Source organism: Rahnella sp. AA (assembly GCF_002834385.1).
Classification (GTDB): domain Bacteria; phylum Pseudomonadota; class Gammaproteobacteria; order Enterobacterales; family Enterobacteriaceae; genus Rahnella.
In genome coordinates, this window is record NZ_PITQ01000008.1 from 236717 (window position 1) to 256110 (window position 19394).

At 54.3% G+C, this 19394-nt stretch carries 16 protein-coding genes and 2 tRNA genes; 9 read left to right on the forward strand and 9 right to left on the reverse strand.

The window, feature by feature from the left end; all coding sequences use genetic code 11:
• Positions 1–60: 60 nt before the first annotated feature.
• From mdtH to CWS43_RS19460, 3 genes are all read left to right on the forward strand, one after another.
• Positions 61–1266, forward strand: coding sequence for a multidrug efflux MFS transporter MdtH (gene mdtH, locus CWS43_RS19450; protein WP_101078728.1), 1206 nt, complete (start codon positions 61–63; stop codon positions 1264–1266).
• Between the two features lie 158 nt (positions 1267–1424).
• The gene (grxB, locus tag CWS43_RS19455; protein WP_101078729.1) at positions 1425–2072 is read left to right on the forward strand and encodes a glutaredoxin 2; all 648 of its coding nucleotides are present in this window, start codon (positions 1425–1427) and stop codon (positions 2070–2072) included.
• Between the two features lie 143 nt (positions 2073–2215).
• Positions 2216–2779: a lipoprotein gene (locus CWS43_RS19460; protein ID WP_101078730.1), complete on the forward strand. Its 564-nt coding sequence runs from the start codon at positions 2216–2218 to the stop codon at positions 2777–2779.
• A gap of 74 nt (positions 2780–2853) precedes the next feature.
• Here the strand turns inward: CWS43_RS19460 and CWS43_RS19465 are convergent, their stop codons facing one another.
• The 4 genes from CWS43_RS19465 to CWS43_RS19480 form a co-directional block, all read right to left on the reverse strand.
• The gene (locus tag CWS43_RS19465) at positions 2854–3438 is read right to left on the reverse strand and encodes a molecular chaperone (RefSeq protein ID WP_101078731.1); all 585 of its coding nucleotides are present in this window, start codon (positions 3436–3438) and stop codon (positions 2854–2856) included.
• 60 nt (positions 3439–3498) lie between these two features.
• Positions 3499–4239, reverse strand: a complete 741-nt coding sequence (locus CWS43_RS19470) for a phosphatase (protein WP_101078732.1) — start codon at positions 4237–4239, stop codon at positions 3499–3501.
• Positions 4240–4307: 68 nt separating this feature from the next.
• Entirely contained in the window at positions 4308–5249 is a 942-nt protein-coding gene (gene ghrA / locus CWS43_RS19475; protein ID WP_101078789.1) for a glyoxylate/hydroxypyruvate reductase GhrA, read from the reverse strand.
• A gap of 124 nt (positions 5250–5373) precedes the next feature.
• Positions 5374–6855, reverse strand: a complete 1482-nt coding sequence (locus CWS43_RS19480; RefSeq protein WP_101078733.1) for a peptide MFS transporter — start codon at positions 6853–6855, stop codon at positions 5374–5376.
• A 396-nt stretch (positions 6856–7251) separates the two neighbouring features.
• Here CWS43_RS19480 and CWS43_RS19485 point away from each other — a divergent pair.
• A tRNA-Ser gene (locus tag CWS43_RS19485) sits at positions 7252–7341 on the forward strand.
• Positions 7342–7536: 195 nt separating this feature from the next.
• Positions 7537–7626 (forward strand) — tRNA-Ser (locus tag CWS43_RS19490).
• Between the two features lie 126 nt (positions 7627–7752).
• Here CWS43_RS19490 and astE read toward each other — a convergent pair.
• From astE to CWS43_RS19515, 5 genes are read right to left on the reverse strand one after another with little or no spacing between them, the layout of a single operon-like run.
• Positions 7753–8739 (reverse strand): succinylglutamate desuccinylase, encoded by a 987-nt coding sequence (gene astE / locus CWS43_RS19495; RefSeq protein ID WP_101078734.1) that lies wholly within the window; start codon positions 8737–8739, stop codon positions 7753–7755.
• Positions 8740–8758: 19 nt separating this feature from the next.
• Entirely contained in the window at positions 8759–10102 is a 1344-nt protein-coding gene (gene astB / locus CWS43_RS19500; RefSeq protein ID WP_101078735.1) for an N-succinylarginine dihydrolase, read from the reverse strand.
• A gap of 11 nt (positions 10103–10113) precedes the next feature.
• Positions 10114–11592, reverse strand: coding sequence for a succinylglutamate-semialdehyde dehydrogenase (gene astD / locus CWS43_RS19505; protein ID WP_101078736.1), 1479 nt, complete (start codon positions 11590–11592; stop codon positions 10114–10116).
• Complete coding sequence (gene astA, locus CWS43_RS19510; RefSeq protein WP_101078737.1) at positions 11589–12662, reverse strand: arginine N-succinyltransferase; 1074 nt, start codon at positions 12660–12662, stop codon at positions 11589–11591. Before astA ends, astD begins: the two co-directional genes overlap by 4 nt.
• A 28-nt stretch (positions 12663–12690) precedes the next feature.
• Positions 12691–13911, reverse strand: coding sequence for an aspartate aminotransferase family protein (locus CWS43_RS19515; RefSeq protein WP_101078738.1), 1221 nt, complete (start codon positions 13909–13911; stop codon positions 12691–12693).
• A gap of 766 nt (positions 13912–14677) precedes the next feature.
• Here CWS43_RS19515 and CWS43_RS19520 point away from each other — a divergent pair.
• From CWS43_RS19520 to CWS43_RS19540, 4 genes are all read left to right on the forward strand, one after another.
• Entirely contained in the window at positions 14678–15667 is a 990-nt protein-coding gene (locus CWS43_RS19520; protein ID WP_101078739.1) for an autoinducer 2 ABC transporter substrate-binding protein, read from the forward strand.
• Between the two features lie 264 nt (positions 15668–15931).
• Complete coding sequence (locus CWS43_RS19530; protein WP_101078741.1) at positions 15932–17449, forward strand: sugar ABC transporter ATP-binding protein; 1518 nt, start codon at positions 15932–15934, stop codon at positions 17447–17449.
• Positions 17442–18431, forward strand: coding sequence for an ABC transporter permease (locus tag CWS43_RS19535; RefSeq protein WP_101078742.1), 990 nt, complete (start codon positions 17442–17444; stop codon positions 18429–18431). Before CWS43_RS19530 ends, CWS43_RS19535 begins: the two co-directional genes overlap by 8 nt.
• Before the next feature lies 1 nt (position 18432).
• Positions 18433–19386 (forward strand): ABC transporter permease, encoded by a 954-nt coding sequence (locus CWS43_RS19540; protein WP_101078743.1) that lies wholly within the window; start codon positions 18433–18435, stop codon positions 19384–19386.
• Positions 19387–19394 lie beyond the last annotated feature (8 nt).

Below are 19394 nucleotides of genomic sequence, written 5' to 3' on the forward strand. Positions count from 1 at the left end.
CGGTCTTTTCTCCTTTCTGTATCCGCCGGACAGGGTACAAATAATCGCTCATGGTGAAGCATGTCTCTGGTATCACAAGCTCGGAGCTTGGGTAAATATTTTCTGTTATTAGACAACGCGCTGGTTATTTTAGGCTTTTTCGTGGTTTTTCCGTTGATCTCGATCCGATTTGTCGATCAGCTTGGCTGGGCCGCGATGGCCGTCGGCCTGGCGCTGGGTGTCCGGCAGTTAACTCAGCAAGGATTAGGCATTTTTGGCGGGGCGATTGCCGACCGGTTCGGTGCCAAACCGATGATTATCACCGGTATGTTGTTACGTGCTGCGGGTTTTGCCACCATGGCGATGGCCGATGAACCGTGGATTTTAGTCTGCTCCTGTATTCTTTCCGGATTGGGGGGCACGCTGTTTGACCCGCCGCGCACTGCGCTGGTCATCAAACTGACACGCCCGCATGAGCGCGGCCGGTTTTTCTCCCTGATGATGATGCAAGACAGTGCCGGAGCGGTTATTGGTGCGCTTATCGGTAGCTGGTTGCTGCAATATGATTTCCATTATGTGTGCTGGGCCGGTGCAGGCATCTTTTGTCTGGCGGCGGCCAGCAACGCCTGGCTGTTGCCGGCTTACCGGATTTCCACCCTGCGTACCCCGATGCGTGAAGGCATGATGCGCGTGCTGCGCGACCGCCGTTTTCTCGCCTATGTGCTGACGCTCACCGGTTATTACATGCTGACCGTGCAGGTCATGCTGATGTTACCTATTGCGGTCAATGACGTTGCCGGCAGCCCGTCTGCGGTGAAATGGATGTACGCCATCGAGGCCGTGCTTTCGCTGACGCTGCTGTATCCGATTGCCCGCTGGAGCGAAAAACGTTTTCGCCTTGAGCAACGTCTGATGTTTGGCCTGCTGATCATGACACTCAGCCTTCTGCCGGTCGGACTGGTGACGTCGATCAACCCGCTGCTGCTGCTGATCGGTTTCTTCTATATCGGCTCAATTATCGCAGAACCTGCCCGTGAAACTCTCAGCGCTTCGCTGGCAGATTCCCGCGCGCGCGGCAGCTATATGGGTTTCAGCCGCCTCGGGCTGGCGCTTGGCGGTGTGATTGGTTATACCGGCGGTGGCTGGATGTACGACACTGGCCGTGCGCTTGAATTACCTGAATTACCGTGGTTTTTACTGGGCGTTGTCGGGCTCATCACCCTCAGCGGTTTGTACTGGCAGTTCAATCTGCGTCGCATTGAACCGGCCATGCTGAGCGGCAGCTAATAGCTTGATGCAAACCGCGTTCCACGGGATGCGGTTTGATCTCCCTTCCTCATTTGCCCATACTGAATCATAGCGTTAGATTAAATCCGAACCTACATCCGGCAGTTTTCACGCACCCTACAACAGGTCACCGCCGGCAATAACAGGAGCTATGAACTATGAGACTTTACGTTTACGAACATTGCCCTTTTTGCGTAAAAGCACGCATGATTTTCGGTCTGAATAACATCCCGGTTGAAATCAAAGTTCTGCTGAACGACGACGAAAAAACGCCCATTTCGATGGTCGGCAAAAAGATGGTGCCAATCCTCCAAAAAGAAGATGGCGGATTCATGCCGGAGAGCATGGATATAGTGCATTACATCGACAAAAGTGATGGCAAACCGCTGCTGACCGGCCCGCTGAATGCGTCTATTGCGACCTGGCTGCGTCATGTTTCTGAATATATGGGTCGTCTGCTGCTGCCTCGTTTTGCGGCCGCGCCGCTGGAGGAGTTCTCCACGCCAGAAGCGCGTAAGTACTTCTCCGACAAAAAACAGGCCGCCAGCGGCGATTTTCAGGAGCATCTGAAACATTCAGAGGGACTGGTGAAAAAAATCAGCCAGGATTTACGCGCACTCGACAAGCTGATCGCTGAGCCCAACGCGGTGAATGGTGAGCTTTCTGAAGATGATATTCACCTGTGGCCGGTGCTGCGTTCACTGTCGATCGTTCAGGGCATTGACTGGCCTTCACGCGTTCTGGCTTATCGCGACAATATGGCGAAACAGACTCAGGTCAATCTCTTCACCCGCCTCGCCAGCTAAGTCTTTTCAGCCGGAAGCCCGCTTCCGGCTCTTTTTCCTTTTCTTCTTATCCCTGAGCACTTAGGCTAATCAGCGTTGTCCGATAGGAACCATGCCGTTTCGCGGTCATGCTGACAAAATAGTGTTCAGGTAATGAGGGAAGAATGACAAAGCGATTTTTAGGTGCCGCAATGCTGATTGCTGCCAGCCTGCTGGCAGGTTGCAACCAGCTGACGCAGTACACAATCAGTGAACAGCAGGTCAACGACTACCTGCAAAAGAATAATAACTTCGAGAAGCAGTTAGGTGTACCGGGGCTGGTCGATGCGAAACTGGTTCTGACAAACCTCAGCAGCCAGATTGGCCGCGCAGAGCCGGGTGTTGCGATCCTGACCGGTGATGCCCATGTCGATATCTCGTCATTGTTCGGCCCGCAGAAGGCCGATATGCGTCTGACGCTGAAAGCACATCCGAGTTATGACCGTGAAAAAGGCGCGATTTTCCTCAAAGACATGCAGGTGACGGATTACACCATCAAACCGGAAAAAATGGACAGCGTCATGAAAGGCCTGATGCCTTATCTGAATAACTCGCTGAATACCTATTTCAACCAGCGTCCGGCTTATGTGCTTAATGGCGAGCACAGCAAAGGCGAAGCAATGGCGAAAAAACTGGCGAAAGGGATTGAAGTCAAACCTGGTGAACTGGTGATTCCGTTTACCGACTAATCCTCAGGAACCGGCCATGAAAAAGCCCGGCGTGGTGACTCACCGCCGGGCTTTTTCATGTGTATCTCAAAAAATTACTGGTCGTCCTCTTCGGCGTCTTCCAAATCCGGCGGCAGTTGTTCCTCGAGTTCATCACGCATCACCTGCAAAGCTTCGCGGCTGATTTCCGACAGCGTGCGGTAAAAACCGCTGGTCGCATGGGCTTCTACTTTACCCAGGAACTTACCGCACCACGGGAACAGGAACTCATCAAACAAGGTGATCTGCGCGCTGACTTCATCTTCCTGAGACTGATCTTCCAGCCAGGACGCGGCCAGCAGCATAGCGCCGAAATGATCTGCAGGCGACTCCCCTAACGGCATTCCACGCTGTTGCAGAAAAGTGCGGACATCCATTTCATTTGCGCCTTCGACATAATCGCTGCGGAACGGGGAAACGGCGCATTCCGGACCAACGAATAAATGGTTAAATTCACCCGCCAGCGTTTCGGGATTCGCGCTTTGCTGCAAACGGACTAACAGTGCGTCCTGCTCAAGCGGCCAGTGCTCACGCAGTTTACCGTCCTGGATCAGGCCAAAAAGCGGAACCAGCAACGGATCCTGCGGCTGACGGTAGAACAAGGTACCCAGCACGCGGCAGACAATAGAAAATTCATTCATAACAGTAACCTGATAAGTCGAAGTAAAGGAGTCATCCCCGGCAATGTGGACGCGACAATGTCACAGTTCACTTAATTCGGCAATGGGGGCACGGCCGCGCTTTTCCAGAAAATCGAGAAAACGGCGCGGGCTGACATTCAGAATCCGGTCTTCCGGGAAATCAATTTCACGCAGAATGCGTTCGCAATGCTCAAAACCGCCGAGCGAATACGCAATATGCGAATCCGACCCCAGCGCCAGCCAGCCCCCCGCCTCTTTCACCGCCAGCGCGATCGCGCGGCAATTGGGTTCACTTCCCACACGTGAATGGATAAAGGATGAGTTATTCAGCTCCAGCGCCACATTGTATTTCGCAGCAGCCGCCGCGATGGCCGGAATATCAATCGGGTATTTCGGGTTACCCGGATGCGAAATAATATGCACCTCCCCCCCGGCCATCGCCGCAATCATTGCAGCGGTGTGTGTTTCTTTATCAACAGGTTGCATCACCGGCTCATGAAAACCGGCAATAATCACGTCGATTTCATTGAGCATCGGACCGGTACAATCAATGTCGCCATTGATGTTTTTGATATTCGCCTCGATCCCGCGCAGGATGCCAATGCCGTTAACCAGACGCGGCCACACCCGCATATTCATAAAGTGCCAGTAATGCGGCGCATCGGCCATATCAGGGCCATGATCCGTGATGGCAAACAGCTTAATACCCTTTTCTGCTGCTTCATCAATGTAATCATGCAGTGTGCTGTAAGCGTGCGTGCTGGCGACAGTATGCATATGTAAATCAACCGGGTACGGCATGTGCTCTCCTTGAAGTTATAAAGCCGTGGCGGGGTAACCACAGCTTTAATAATGTTAGCAGATTAACGTTAATAACCCCGGATGAGATCGACCTGCCCGGCAGGTTCGCGCCCTTCTTCAATCGCAACAATATTGCTGACAATACTGTCCATCGCTTCTTGCGGCAGCGTATCTGCACCAACGTGTGGCGTGATGCTCACACGCGGATGCGACCAGAACGGGTGCATCGCCGGCAAGGGTTCTTCGGTGAAGACATCCAGCGTAGCAGCGGCTATTTGCCCGCTGTCCAGCGCCCGCAATAAATCACCTTCGGCCAGATGACCGCCACGTCCGAGGTTAATCAGATAGGCATTATGCTGCATATTTGTGAACAGTTGATGATTGAGAATACCCGCGGTATGCGGTGTATTCGGCAAGAGATTAATCAGTACTTTACAACCGGTTGAGAACGCAGCCAGCTGATCGTCACCATAGAAACTTTGTACTCCGGCCTGTGATTTGGCACTGCGACTCCAGGTGCGCACGGTGAACTGCATACCAGCCAAAGCTTCAGCAACGCTGCTGCCCAGCACACCCGCGCCAAGCACACCGAGGGTAAAATCGCTGCGTGAATGAGGAACCAGAGCATGCCACTGCTTTTGTTGCTGGAACAGCTGGTATTCATCCATGCGGCGGAAATAGCGCAGCACGGCCGCCAGCGCATATTCCTGCATTTGCAAAGACATCCCGGTATCTTCAAGCCGCAATAAAGGTACGCCTGCAGGCAATGTCCCGGGCTGATGCTGTTCCTGTGCGAGGATGGCATCAACGCCCGCACCGAGGGCAAAAATCCCTTTCAGCGCCGTGCGCGATGCCAGCATGTCATGCGGCGGACGCCATACTAACGCGTAATCCGCCGGCTGGTCGTCACCGGCTTGCCATACCCGCATATTGGCCTGCGGCAATCTTTTTGTGATGCCGTCAATCCAGAGTTTTGCATCAAATGTAGGGTGGTAAAAAATAATGTTCATCGCGGTGCCTCCTGTGGACTGATAGATTTCCCTGAATATCATCAGGATGCAACCCTGCGGCTGAAAAAAGAACAGGCCCCGGAAATCGGAGCCTGTGAAAGGAGTGATTTGCACCGCCATTTTATCAGGCGGCGGCAGGCTCCCGGCGGATCATCCGGCGCAGCAGCGGAATAAGCACCAGCAATACTACACCGGTCACGACCGATCCCCAGCCCAGCGCGTTAAAGACTTCGCTGTAACCCGGGTTCGTCAGCGCTGGCGTACTGCCTGCATTCTGCGGCATCAGCCCAGAAATATAGCTGGCCAGTACCGATGCCACGCCAGTGACCATCATCCAGCATCCCATCATCACGCCCTGATAGCGCGCCGGTGCCAGCTTGCCAATCATCGCGTAGCCGATAGGCGAAATCAGCAGCTCACCAATGCTTTGCAGCAAATAGCTGATGGCAATCCATTTAAACGCCACCAGCCCGTCGCCGCCCGCCAGATGGATCCCCAGCGGCAGAACCAGCATTCCCAGTCCCATGCAGAATAAAGAAGCCGAGAACTGTGCCGGAACATCAATTTTCCAGCCGCGCTGACGCAATTTATTGAACCACAGCGCCATCAGCGGGCCGCCAATGACAATCACGAGAGTATTAATGTTCTGGATCCATTGCGGTGCCACACGGATACCGTACACGTTCAGATTAATATTGTTTTCGGAGAACAGCATCAGGCCCATTGGCGCCAGCTGGTACAGCGTCCAGAAGACCAGTGATCCCAACGCCAGCAGCAAATAAGCTTTCATCCGGCGGCGCTCATCAGCATCACGGTGGCGGAAAGTTACCAGTGCCATCAGTGCAAAAATAATAATACCCAGCGCGACCACAAAGTAACTGCTGAACTCCGCGTGGGTCAGCAACATACGAATGACCGGCACAAGGATGATTAAAATAGCGATACCAACAGCCATACGGCGCAGCAACTGGCTGCGGCTGACGCCTTTAAGCGGCGTGCTGATGTCAGCCAGAACCGACCAGCGGGAGAGCGTAACAACCACTGCCGCCACATTGCCGAGCGTAGCGAACAGAAACAGTGCGCGGTAGTTTTCACTCAGCTGGAAATACCCTGCGACGGCGAAACCGATAAAGAAGCCCAGATTCATCCCGGCATAATTCCACAAAAATGCAGATTCACGGCGGTCATCGTCTGGTGCAAACCGCTGCGTCAGCATCATGTTCAGGCAGGTTACATTCAGCCCGCTGCCGGTCAGGAACATCGCCAGCCCCCAGTACAAGCCGGTCACGCCTTCCAGCGCAATCAGCGCACAGCCGAAGACCTGCAACACCATGCCGAGTACAAACAGATTACGGTTGCTGAGATATCGCCCGCCGAGATAGCCACCAAACATATGCAGCCCGTAGTTGAATGCCCCGAAAACGCCCATGATGGCGTTGGCATTATCTTCGCTGAAACCCAGTTTTTTGGTGGCATACAGCACCAGAGTGGAATACAGCACCGCAAAGCCCAGCGTTGCGAATGTCTGAACGAAAAATAAAGTACCGGCTCCGGCGGGTATCGCCGCCCGATGATGCGGTGCGGTCGTGCTGTTTAACTGACTCAAGAATGACCCCTGTCCTTATCTGAGAAATAAACTCTGCTTCAAATGATGACTTGTGCAGTTCTTATACGAAGCATTTTTGTAGAGGGCATGGTTATACCGCCATAAGAGATGTTTTCCACAACATATCTTGCTATTTAGCCGTAACAAAAAGTGTTTGTCGGATAATTGTGCTTTTATGCAAAAAATCTACTTATTTATTCATTTTTATAAGCAAAATTAATCACGCAGGGGAACAGCCTGCCGGGCGCTCAGGCTTTGAGCAGCTTTTGTTCTGTAAATCAGCAAATTGCTCTAAGTTTGTGTAAACGGCACGGAACCTGCAAAAGAGGGTTGACGCAGAAGCCACTTTTCCCTACATTAGCGCCGGTCAGCAGCACTGCGGTGTGGCTGACAGCTGGAGAGGTGTCTGAGTGGCTGAAGGAGCACGCCTGGAAAGTGTGTATATGAGCAATCGTATCGAGGGTTCGAACCCCTCTCTCTCCACCACATTAAAGCCAAAGGCCTGGATGAAAATCCGGGCCTTTTGCTATTCTGCGTTTCGAAAACACGCCTGCCACCGTAATAACCTTCGCCTGAACAGAGTCTGAGCACCTGAGACAAAACACCGAAAATCTTCTTGACCCTTCGCGGCTGTCTCCCTATAGTAGCGCCCCGTTGCAGAGCTTGCGATGCAACGAACACGGTGAGGTGTCTGAGTGGCTGAAGGAGCACGCCTGGAAAGTGTGTATACGAGAAATCGTATCGAGGGTTCGAACCCCTCCCTCACCGCCAAATTAAAGAAAAAGGGTTCTGATGAAAATCAGAACCCTTTTTCTTTGTGGAGATTAAACCGTTATCTTCCCGTTATTCGTGTTACTGACCGGCGACACATATAAAAGCCGCCAACGCAGCGGCTGTTTAAGCGATAACGGGGACCAGCATCAGACCGGCCCGCAACCCCGTAGCAACGTTCGGATTCGGGAATAACACCCTCTCTTCTTCCTCTTCGACCTGATAGGTCTTGCCACTTTCTTCTGCCAGCACAAAACCTTTTTTGAATGCCGTAAAATTCAGCGCATCTGCCGGGACAAACAGGCGGAAGTCTTCTTTTGACCGGATAATATCCTGCACAACGCGGTAATGGATCAACGGTGTCTCTGCTTCCCGCGCGGGCAAAGGTTCACCGCTAACCAGGTTTTCCAGCGCCCGGCGGATACCGGTGAACTGAGCATGATCGTTGTGGCCAAAGGGCAGCGCCTTGCCCAGTTCCAGCGTGCAGCTGTCCGCCTGAAAAACTTCGCTACTGAAATGCGTAAACGTGCCGCCCGGCGAACGATGATGTACCAGCGCATCCAGCCCCGCCGCATCAAGCCATCTGAGCATCGCCTCGCCCTTCGGACGTGCCTGGAAGGGCAGCAATCCGAAACGAACATGCTTTGAACCGCGGATAGCCGTGTGCAAATCATAATGGAAACGTTGTGTTGCCCCCGCCGCTTTTGCGCTGCGGTAAAACAACGCCATCACCTGTTCAAGCTCCTGCGCCCGGCGGGTTTCATCAACAGGCGGAATACGCGCGTGCCGGCCGCCAAACATACGGTTCATATCCGCATCAACAAAACGCTTATTAATGCGCATTGAGGGAGGATTGCCCAGCAGTACCAGCAACCGGACGCGCAGCTGCCTTTTTGCGTTTAACAGCTCACCCACCAGCTGATTTAGCAGCTCAACCGGTGCCGTTTCATTGCCGTGGATACCGGCGGAAATCACCACGGCAACGTCACAAGGCTGGCGCGGGGAGAGTTCGAGAATACCTTCTCCGCGCCACTGCCAGTCCAGCGTTTCAGTTTGCCCTGCGGGCTCCGTGACAGGTTCTGCCCGAAGCGTCATCGCCAGAAAATCAAACATGCGTTCACTCCTTTGAGGCTTAGCGCTGGAACGGATAAATAGCACCCAGACCGAGAATATTGGTCAGTTCATCGAGCGCAGCCCGGACTTCCGTCAGCAGTTGCGGATCGGCCAGATCTTTAGCCTGCATCCGGTCGCGGTAATGCTTATCGACCCAGGCGTTGAGCCGCACAAACTGGCTGTCACTCATCAGGGAAGCGACATTCACCGCATTCAGTTCATTGCGGTTCAGCGCCACACGCAGGCGCAGGCACGCCGGGCCGCCACCGTTACGCATACTTTCGCGCAGATCAAAGACTTCAATCTGATTGATCGGCCCGCCGCTCTCTTTCAGCGCCGATAAATAGGCCCAGACACCGGCATGTTGGCGGGATTCCTCCGGCACCACCAGCAGCATTTTTCCGTCGGATTTGGTCAGCAACTGGCTGTTAAACAGATAAGTCGCTACCGCATCGTCGAGGGAAACCTTCGACCGCGGCACTTCAATCGGCAGAAAATCCAGCTCCAGCGCGGCCATTTTGCGGCGAATGTCTTCCAGCGCTTTGGTGGAATTCACAAACGCCTGTTCATGATGGAAAAGCACGTTACCGTTACTGACCGAGATGACGTCATTGTGAAAAACGCCGCTGTCGATAGCGTGCGGGTTTTGCTGAATAAAGACCGTGCGTTTTTCATCAAGCTGATGCAGGCGTGCCACCGCATCACTGGCTAAGCGGGTCTGGCGCGCCGGATAGCGTACCGGTTCGTTTTCACCGGTGGCCAGCCCGTCGCGCCCGTACACAAAAATCTGCACGCCGGGTTTATCGTACGCGCCGCATAAACGGTTGTGGTTTGCCGCGCCCTCATCGCCCAGCGCGGTCACCTGTGGCAGTGCGTCGTGGTGCGCGAAATATTTATCAGCATGGAACGTCGCGTGCAAAATAGCGGATGTGGTATCCGCTTCAATCGCGCGATGGAATTTGTTGTTCAGATTGGCCACGGTGAAATGCACCCGTCCGTCCGCGCTGTCCGCTGAAGGGGAAACCGTCGCCGCATTTGCCACCCACATAGATGACGCGGAGCTCAGTGACGACAGCAGGCGCGGTGAATAGGCCTGCGCTTTAGCCAGTACCTCACGATCGCTGCCGCCAAACCCCATCTTGCGCAACGTGCTCAGGTGCGGGCGCTCATGCGGGGGCAAAATGCCTTGTGCAAATCCCAAATCCGCCAGCGCTTTGATTTTCAGTAAGCCCTGCTTCGCCGCCAGCCGGGGATTAGCGACCGCATTCTGGTTTTTGGTTGACGCCTCGTTGCCAAACGACAACCCGGCGTAATGGTGTGTGGGTCCGACTAATCCGTCGAAATTTGCTTCACATCCGGACATTCAGCCTCTCCTCAGGTTGTACGGAAATCAACACCAGGCGACAGCGTCGCAGGGAGTTCCAGCTTGTCTGTTTCCAGCGAAGCCATTGGCCACGCACAGTAATCCGCGGCGTAATAAGCGCTCGGACGGTGATTACCGGAGGCACCGATACCACCAAACGGGGCGTTGCTTGACGCGCCGGTCAGCGGTTTGTTCCAGTTAACAATACCCGCCCTTGCTTCCAATAATAGCTGCTCAAACTGATTGCGCTCAGCGGATATCAGCCCGGTAGCCAGCCCGAAGCGCGTCTGATTAGCCAGCGCGATTGCATGGTCAAAATCGCTGTAGCGGTAAATACTCAGCAGAGGCCCGAAGTATTCTTCATCCGGAACTCCGGCCACACCGGTAAGATCGATAATCCCAGGCGTCAGCACCGTATTCAGCGGATCCGGGCGTGTCAGCAACAGCAGCGGTTTACCGCCCAGCGCCAGCAATTCGTCCTGCGCTTTGAGCATGTTGCGGGCTGCGGCGTCTGAAATCACCCCGCCCATAAACGGTTGCGGACTGTCATTCCAGCCGCCCACGCGCAGCTGCATCGTGACATCGAGCAAACGCGCAATAAACGCATCCCCCGCCTGGCCTTCTTTCACCAGCAAGCGGCGTGCACAGGTGCAACGCTGGCCGGCGGAGATAAAGGCAGACTGAATGGTAAGATTCACGGCCGCATCAATGTCTGCAACCGGTTCTACGATCAGTGCGTTATTCCCCCCCATCTCCAGCGCAAGAATTTTTTCTGGCTGACCGGCCAGCTGGCGGTGTAACTGATACCCCGTGCCCGCGCTGCCGGTAAACAGCAGCCCGTCAATATTCCCGCAGGCCGCCAGCGCTTCGCCGGTCGTACGCCCGCCCTGCACCAGATTAAGCACGCCTTCCGGTAAACCAGCCTGCTGCCAGAGTTTCACGGTTTCCTCGGCAGTTTTCGGCGTCAGCTCGCTCGGTTTGAAAACAATCGTATTGCCCGCCAGCAGTGCCGGAACGATATGACCGTTTGGCAGATGTCCGGGGAAATTATACGGCCCGAACACTGCCAGAACGCCGTGCGGACGATGGCGTAAAACCGCTTCGCCATCCGGCATCGCCGTGTGTTTTTCGCCGGTGCGTTGCTGACTGGCGTCCACAGAAATAGCCACTTTACCGATCATCGCCTGGATCTCGGTCAGCGTTTCCCAGCGTGGTTTGCTGGTTTCCTGGCTGATAATTTCAGCCAGCCGGGTTTTGTGTTCCGTCAGTAAATCGGCGAAACGTTGAATCACGACGGCCCGTTCAGCCACAGTTTTGCGCGCCCAGGCCGGAAACGCCGTGCGCGCTGCCGCACAGGCAGCATCAACGTCTTCGGCATTTGCGCTCAGAGCTGACCACAACAATGCGTTATCGGCCGGATTGATTTTGTTCAGTTGCGCACCTTGTCCGCTACGCCACTGGCCCTGAATAAAGAGTGCGGGTTGCATCATGCGAGGCTTTCCTTTTTTTGAAGTTGCGTCGGATTGATTATGGAATTACCGGGGAAAAGTGCCACGGCGCGCAGGCTCTGGTTTTCCAGCACCCCAAGCGCTTCAGCCTCTGCGGCATTGAGCGTCAGTGAATCAGGCGAATTATCGCCGGGGACGATTAATGCGCGAAAATTCTGATATTGCTCGTTGGCCACCAGATATAAAGGCTCATCGCGATCGCTGCGGTGCTCCGCCAGCCTGACCGGCAGCAGGCGGCTTTCTTTAACCGCGCGCAACTGGTCGATTTCACCTTCCAGCGTCGGCCCGGCATCGAAAATATCGACATAACCTTCATAACGCAGCCCTTCGCCTTCCAGCACGGCACGCGCCGGGGCCGTTTGCGGATGTACTTCGCCAATCACTTCACGGGCTTCGTGGCTGAGCAGTTCAGTATAAAGCGGGTGTTTAGGCATCAGCTCGGCAATAAACGATTTTTGCCCCATGCCGGTCAGGCGATCGGCCTCAGCGAATTCCATACCAAAAAAATGCCGCCCGACGCTGTCCCAGAAAGGGGAATGTCCGGTGTCATCAGACATCCCGCGCATCTCGGCAATCACCTTACGGGAGAAATATTCGCGAAAAGCCGCCAGAAACAGGAAGCGAACTTTTGATAACAACTGCCCGTTTTTCCCGTGGCGGTATTCAGGATCGAGGAACAACGTGCAAAGCTCGGTATAACCGGTGTGATCATTGCTGAGAAACAGCGTCGGCACCGGTTTGTAAATATTCAGACTTTTGGACGCATGAACCAGCGTGCCGAGGCGGAAGTTATACCAGGGCTCGCTCAGCCCGACGGCCACTTCAATCGCACTGACGCCCACCACTTTTTCCCGTTCAGTATCTTCAAGCACGAACAGATAACCCTGGTCGGCTTTCCCGAGGCGGCCTTCCCAGGTCGCCACAGAACGTTCAATACGTGCGCGTAAATGCGCTTCATCCTTGGGCAAAGACGTTAAACCGATGCCGGTTTTGCCTGACAACTGCAGGATATCGGCAAGATCACCGGGCCGCACAGGTCGAATCAACATCATGATGCTTTACCTCATTTATCCTGGAGATTCATACGCACAGGCGGGCGACGGCGTGTTCAAGGCGGTTCAGCCCTTCTTCGACATCAGCACCCGGAATAATCAGCGAAGGTGCGAAACGCAACACGTTCGGCCCGGCAATCAGGGCGATCAACCCTTCTTCGGCGGCCAGCGTGTTCAGCTGTTTAGCCTGATCTTTATAACGTTCACTCATGACGGCGCCGAGCAACAAGCCTTGCCCGCGCACTTGGCTGAAGACGTGATGGCGGTCATTAATGCGTTTCAGCCCCTCGATAAACCACTGATGACGTTTCTGTACGCCGGACAGTACTTCCGGTGTGTTGATCATCCCGAACACCTTGCCGGCCACTGCCGTTGCCAGCGGGTTACCGCCGTAAGTTGTGCCGTGGGTGCCGGGCTGGAACAGCGCGGCGTAGCGATCCGTGGTCAGCATCGCGCCAATCGGGAAGCCACCGCCCAATGCTTTGGCACTGGTCAGAATATCCGGCACCACACCGTAATGCTGGTAGGCATACAGCTCGCCGGTGCGGCCCACGCCGGTCTGGACTTCATCGAAAATAAGCACGGCCTGATGTTTGTCGCACAGCTCGCGCAGCCCTTGCAGGAATTGCGCATCGGCAGGCACCACGCCGCCTTCGCCCTGAATCGGCTCAACAATCACGGCACAGGTACGCGAAGAAATCTGGCTGGCAACGGCGGCCAGATCGTTGAACGGCAGATGGGTAATCGCCGGTGGCAACGGCGCGAAATCTTCAGAATATTTCGGCTGGCCGCCAGCGGTGACGGTGAACAACGTGCGGCCGTGGAAGGCGTTTTTGAAGGCAATAATCTCGTTCTTATCGCCACCCGCTTTATGCCCGTACAACCGCGCCAGTTTGAGCGCCGCTTCGTTCGCTTCCGCACCGGAATTACAGAAAAAGACTTTGTCGGCAAAGGTCGCGTCGATCAGCTGTTTCGCCAGCCGCAGCACCGGCTCATTGGTATAGCCGTTTCCCAGATGCCAGACCTTATCCGCCTGCTCATGCAGCGTTTTGCGAATTTCCGGATGTGCATGCCCCAGCGCGTTCACCGCAATACCGCCCGCAAAATCGACATAATCTTTGCCCGCCTGATCCCACAGCCAGGATCCTTCACCCCGTACCGGAATAAACGCGGCAGGGGCATAAACCGGCACCATCCAGTCATCAAAGTTCTGGCGGCTAACATTTTGCGGCTGCTGTTGGTGTTCCATATAAACCTCTTTATTAAGTCTCAGTGACTGGCTGAATTCAGGGTGACCGTTTCCGCCCCCCGGACTGGCAGGGAATGCAGTTATTAATTTGTTATTTAAAAGTTAATAAATAATCTCACTCAGTCACATCATAGATTGCAGTCTTCGTGCCAGCAAAGGGAAAAAGTGAATAAAAAAGGCGACACCCAGAAAAAACAACCACTTAATACCGCCTGTTATTCACTTAAATTGCATAAAAAATGAATAAAAGAAAAAATCCCCTTTTACAGCAACGAGGGGAAAGGAATGAGTATGCAGGGAATTATTTTGATTTCTGATGGCAGATATTGTGCAGGATTGTGATCTGGCGCTGATGCGCTCATGCACCGCGGCAGCACATCGCCCGATATCAGTGCAATCACGCACCCGCTTGGGGCATTTCCGCCCCGTGACCGTGTTCACATTCTGCGCAAATAAAAACGTGTGAGGAAGTTTTAGGGCTCAAAAATACATCAGCCTTGTTTTATTGATACGAAATTGTTATTAAATTGTTATATTTATGTAATATTGTTATCGGTAACTTCAATTCCCGTTGCCACGCCATGCCTGCGATTCGAATTTATGAAACTTAAATTTAACCATATAGATTATATAAATTAACAATTGAGGACTTTGATCACACTCCGTTCACGAGCACGCGAAAAGCGCTTTCCCGTTAAGTTAATCTCTGATTGCGGCATTTACCCCGACCGCCCCCTACACAAACCCTCATAAGAAAGGTACAGACATGAAATTTAACCTCGCATTAGTCAGTGCATGTGTGGTTTCAGCATGCATGTTATTCACGACACCGACTTTCGCCGCCAATAAACCCTACGACATCGCCGTCGTGGCGAAAGTCACCGGCATTCCCTGGTTCACCCGCATGGAAGTTGGCGTAAAAGAAGCCGCGCAGAAACTGGACGTCAACGCGTATCAGGTGGGTGCTTCAACGCCAGACCCGCCCCAGCAGGTGAAAGTCATTGAAGATCTCATCGCTAAAAAGGTGGATGCGATTATCGTGGTGCCGAACGATGCCAAAGTGCTGGAACCGGTGCTGAAAAAAGCCCGCGATCAGGGCATCGTGGTATTAACCCACGAATCTCCGGATCAGCAGATTGGTCAGTGGGATATCGAAACCATCGACAGCCAGAAATATGCCGAAGCCAATATGGATGAGCTGGCAAAAGATATGGGCAGCAAAGGCGGTTATGCTATTTATGTCGGTTCCCTGACCGTGCCATTGCACAACGCGTGGGCTGACGCGGCAATTAAGTATCAGAAAGAAAAATACCCGGATATGCACGAAGTCACCTCACGTTTGCCGGTGGCAGAAAATATCGACAAGTCCTACTCCACTACGCTGGATCTGATGAAAACCTATCCTGATCTGAAAGGGATTATCGGCTTCGGCTCACTCGGCCCGATCGGTGCCGGTCAGGCCGTACAGCAAAAACGTGCGAAAAATAAAATCGCCGTCGTCGGTATTGCAATGCCAGCGCAGGCCGCGCCTTACCTGATGCGCGGTGATATTAAGAAAGTCCTGCTGTGGGATCCGAAAGATGCCGGTTACGCGCTGGTTACCGTTGCCGACCAGCTGTTGCAGGGTAAAGAAGTGACGAAGGATCTGACCATCGACACCTTAGGGAAAGCCGATGTGGATACCGAAAAACACGTGATTCGCTTTAATAAAATCCTCGAAGTCACACCGGATAACGCGAAATCACTCGGCTTCTGATTTCATAAAATAGTTTTCATTTTTACCGGAGATGCATTATCTCCCGCGCCACACCAGGGGAATGAAACAAATAGGGCGTTGTTTGTTGTGCCGTATTTGTTTCCCCCAATATAAAAAATGCCCCCTAAATAATTCGGATTGCAGGAAGGCGGCAAGCGAGAGAATCCCGATGAGCATACTTGAGTAAGTGATTCGGGTGAGCAAGCGCAGCCAACGCATCTGCAATTTGAAGTATGACGGGGAAAACGCTGTAAGGATTATGTGATGAATATACTCACGCCCGTCGTTCCTGCTGAGGCATTTATCAGCCTCGAGAAAATCAGCAAAAAATTCCCCGGCGTACTGGCACTGGATAATGTCTCGCTCACCTTAAATAAAGGCGAAGTGCATTGTCTGGCGGGCCAGAATGGTTGCGGGAAAAGTACAATTATTAAAGTCATTTCCGGCGTTTATCAGCCGGAAAAAGGCGCCGCGATTACGCTGGACGGCAAACTCTTTCATTCCTTAACGCCGCAACTGTCTTCTTATTACGGCATTCAGGTGATTTATCAGGACCTTTCTTTATTCCCCAATTTATCGGTGGCCGAAAATATCGCGATTCACCGCTATTTGCCGGGCGGCGATTTTTGGGTACATCGTGAGGCAATGCGCAAAAAAGCGATAGCGGCGATGCAACGGGTTGGGGTTTCTCTCGACCCGGATCGTAAAGTCGAAAAGTTATCGATCGCCGACCGTCAGCTGGTGGCAATATGCCGGGCAATCGCTGCTGACGCCAGCCTGGTGATCATGGATGAACCCACCGCGTCACTGACCCGCACCGAGGTAAACGGCCTGCTGCGGGTAGTCAGTGAGCTGAAAGCGGCGGGCATTTGCGTGGTTTTCGTCAGCCACCGTTTAGATGAAGTGATGGAAGTCGCCGACCGGATCAGTGTGATGCGCGACGGCAAGCTGGTCGGCACCTATCCGGCGAGTTCGCTCGACAGCAACGAGCTGGCCTTCCTGATGACCGGGCAGCGTTTTAGCTACAGCCATCTGCCGCACCGCGCACCCGCTGAAGCGACACCGCTGCTGGAAGTCAGCCACCTGAGCCGCAAGGGCCAGTATCAGGATATTTCGCTGTCGCTGCGTCAGGGCGAAATTACCTCGATTATCGGCCTGCTGGGGTCGGGTCGCACCGAACTGTGCCTGAGCCTGTTCGGCATGAGCCAGCCTGACAGCGGTGAAATCCGCGTGAACGGCAATCCGGTGAAATTTCACAGTAACCGCGACGCTATCCGCCACGGCATCGCGTATGTCTCTGAAGACCGCCTGACGCAAGGGCTGGTCATGGAGCAGTCGATTTATGACAACACGCTGGTGTCCATTTTCGACAAGCTGCACACCGCCACCGGCCTGATGGATCACCGCAAAGCGACCGCCGTGGTGAAAGATCTGATCCGCGATCTGAACATCAAAGTTTCGGACAGCGCACTGCCGGTGAAAACGTTATCCGGCGGGAATGCGCAGCGTATTGCCATCGCCAAATGGGTGGCGACGCAGCCGCATATTCTGATCCTGGATTCGCCGACGGTCGGCGTGGATATCGCCAACAAAGAAGGCATCTACCGTATTGCGCGCGATCTGGCGGAGTCCGGCATGGCCGTTCTGATGATTTGCGATGAAATTCCCGAAGCTTATTACAACAGTCACCGCGTGCTGGTGATGCGTAAAGGCCAGCTGGTGGCGGAGTTTGCCCCGCACCAGAGCAGCGAAGCGCAGATTGCGGAGGCAATCAATGGATAACAAAAAGCTTTCCAAATTGTTTTCTCAGCACGAATTCTGGCTGGGATTACTGGTTCTGCTGCTGGTCATCGGCCTGAGCCTGCGCACCAGTGAATTTATGACGCTCGGCAATCTCACCGACGTTGCCACCAGCTACGCCATTCTCGGCATTCTGGCCTGTGGCCTGTTCGTGGTGCTGATCGCCGGCGGCATTGATATCTCTTTTCCTGCCGTGACCTCAATCGGTCAGTACGTGATGGCGAGTTACATCATTCACCACGGCGGCAGTTTTCCGCTGGCGTTTGCGATGTCGATGGGCACCGGTTTGCTGCTCGGGCTGGTGAACGGATTCCTGGTCTACTGGCTGCGCGTTCCGGCAATTATCATCACCATTGCCACGCTGAACCTGTTTTACGGTTTGCTGGTGTATCTGACCAACGGCACCTGGCTGTACGGTTTCCCGGACTGGTTTATGAACGGTATCAGCTGGTTCTCGTTCACTGCCGCCGACGGCTATGACTATGGCCTGACGTTGCCGCTGCTCAGCCTGCTGGGTGTGATTATCGCCACCGGCGTACTCATGAACCGCACCCGCGTGGGCCGTCAGATTTATGCAATGGGCAGCAACCGTGACGCCGCCTCGCGCCTCGGCCTGAATATTCTGCGTCTGCACTTCTACGTTTACGGCTTTATGGGTTTGCTGGCGGGCATTGCGGCGGTCGTACAGGCGCAAATCACGCAGTCGGTCGCGCCCAACTCCCTGCTCGGTTATGAGCTGACGGTGCTGGCGGCGGTGGTGTTAGGCGGTACCAGCATGACCGGCGGGCGCGGTTCGCTGACCGGCACCATTCTTGGCGTAATGCTGCTGGCCTTCCTGCAAAACGGGCTGACGTTACTGAGCATTTCGTCTTACTGGCATCAGGTTTTCAGCGGCGTGATCATTCTGGTCAGCATCAGCAGCACCGCGTGGAACGAAAAACGCAAACTGGCGAAGGGGATGTGACATGACGACCTTAACCCGAATTCTCCCCGGCGACCGCATCATCCGCTTGCAGTTGCTGATCATCGTCGCTGTCGCCGTGCTGTTTTCCTTCACGCTGGGCGGCAGTTTTTACAGCGTCGGCAATTTCCAGTCGATTTCCTCGCAGTTGCCGATTCTGGGCATGCTGGCGTTAGGCATGGGCATCACCATGCTGACTGGCGGTATCAACCTTTCCGTCATTGCCGGGGCTAATGCCTGTTCGCTGGCGATGGCTGCGATTCTGGTGGCGCATCCTGACCAGCCGGGTTATTTCGCGCTGGCGATGCTCGCCGGGCTGGCCGTTGCGGTGGTGATTGGGGTGCTGAACGGCGCGCTGATTGCGTACGTCGGCGTTTCTCCGATTCTGGCAACGCTCGGCACCATGACGCTGATTGCCGGGCTGAACATTTTACTCACCAGCGGCGCGGTGATTTCCGGTTTCCCGGCGGCGATTCAGTATCTGAGCAACGGCAGCCTGCTGGGCGTTCCTGTCGCCCTGCTGCTTTTCCTGCTGGTGGCGCTGCTGTTGTGGGTTTTGCTGGAACACACCACGCTCGGCCGCAGTTTGTACCTGATGGGTTCCAACGAACAGGCCACGCGCTTTAGCGGCGTCAACACACATAAAGTCACCATCGCGGTGTACGTACTTTCCGCCCTGCTCGGCTGGGGTGCGGCGCTGCTGATGATGTCTAAATTTAACTCGGCGAAAGCGGGCTACGGCGACTCGTATCTGCTGGTGACCATTCTTGCGTCCGTACTTGGCGGGATCAACCCCGACGGCGGATTCGGGCGGGTCATCGGGCTGGTGCTGGCGCTGATCGTCCTGCAAATGCTGGAAAGCGGCCTGAACCTGATGGGCGTCAGCAGTTACCTGACGATGGCACTCTGGGGCGGCGTCCTGATCCTGTTTATCGCCTTACAAAACAGAAAATCTTAAACGAATTG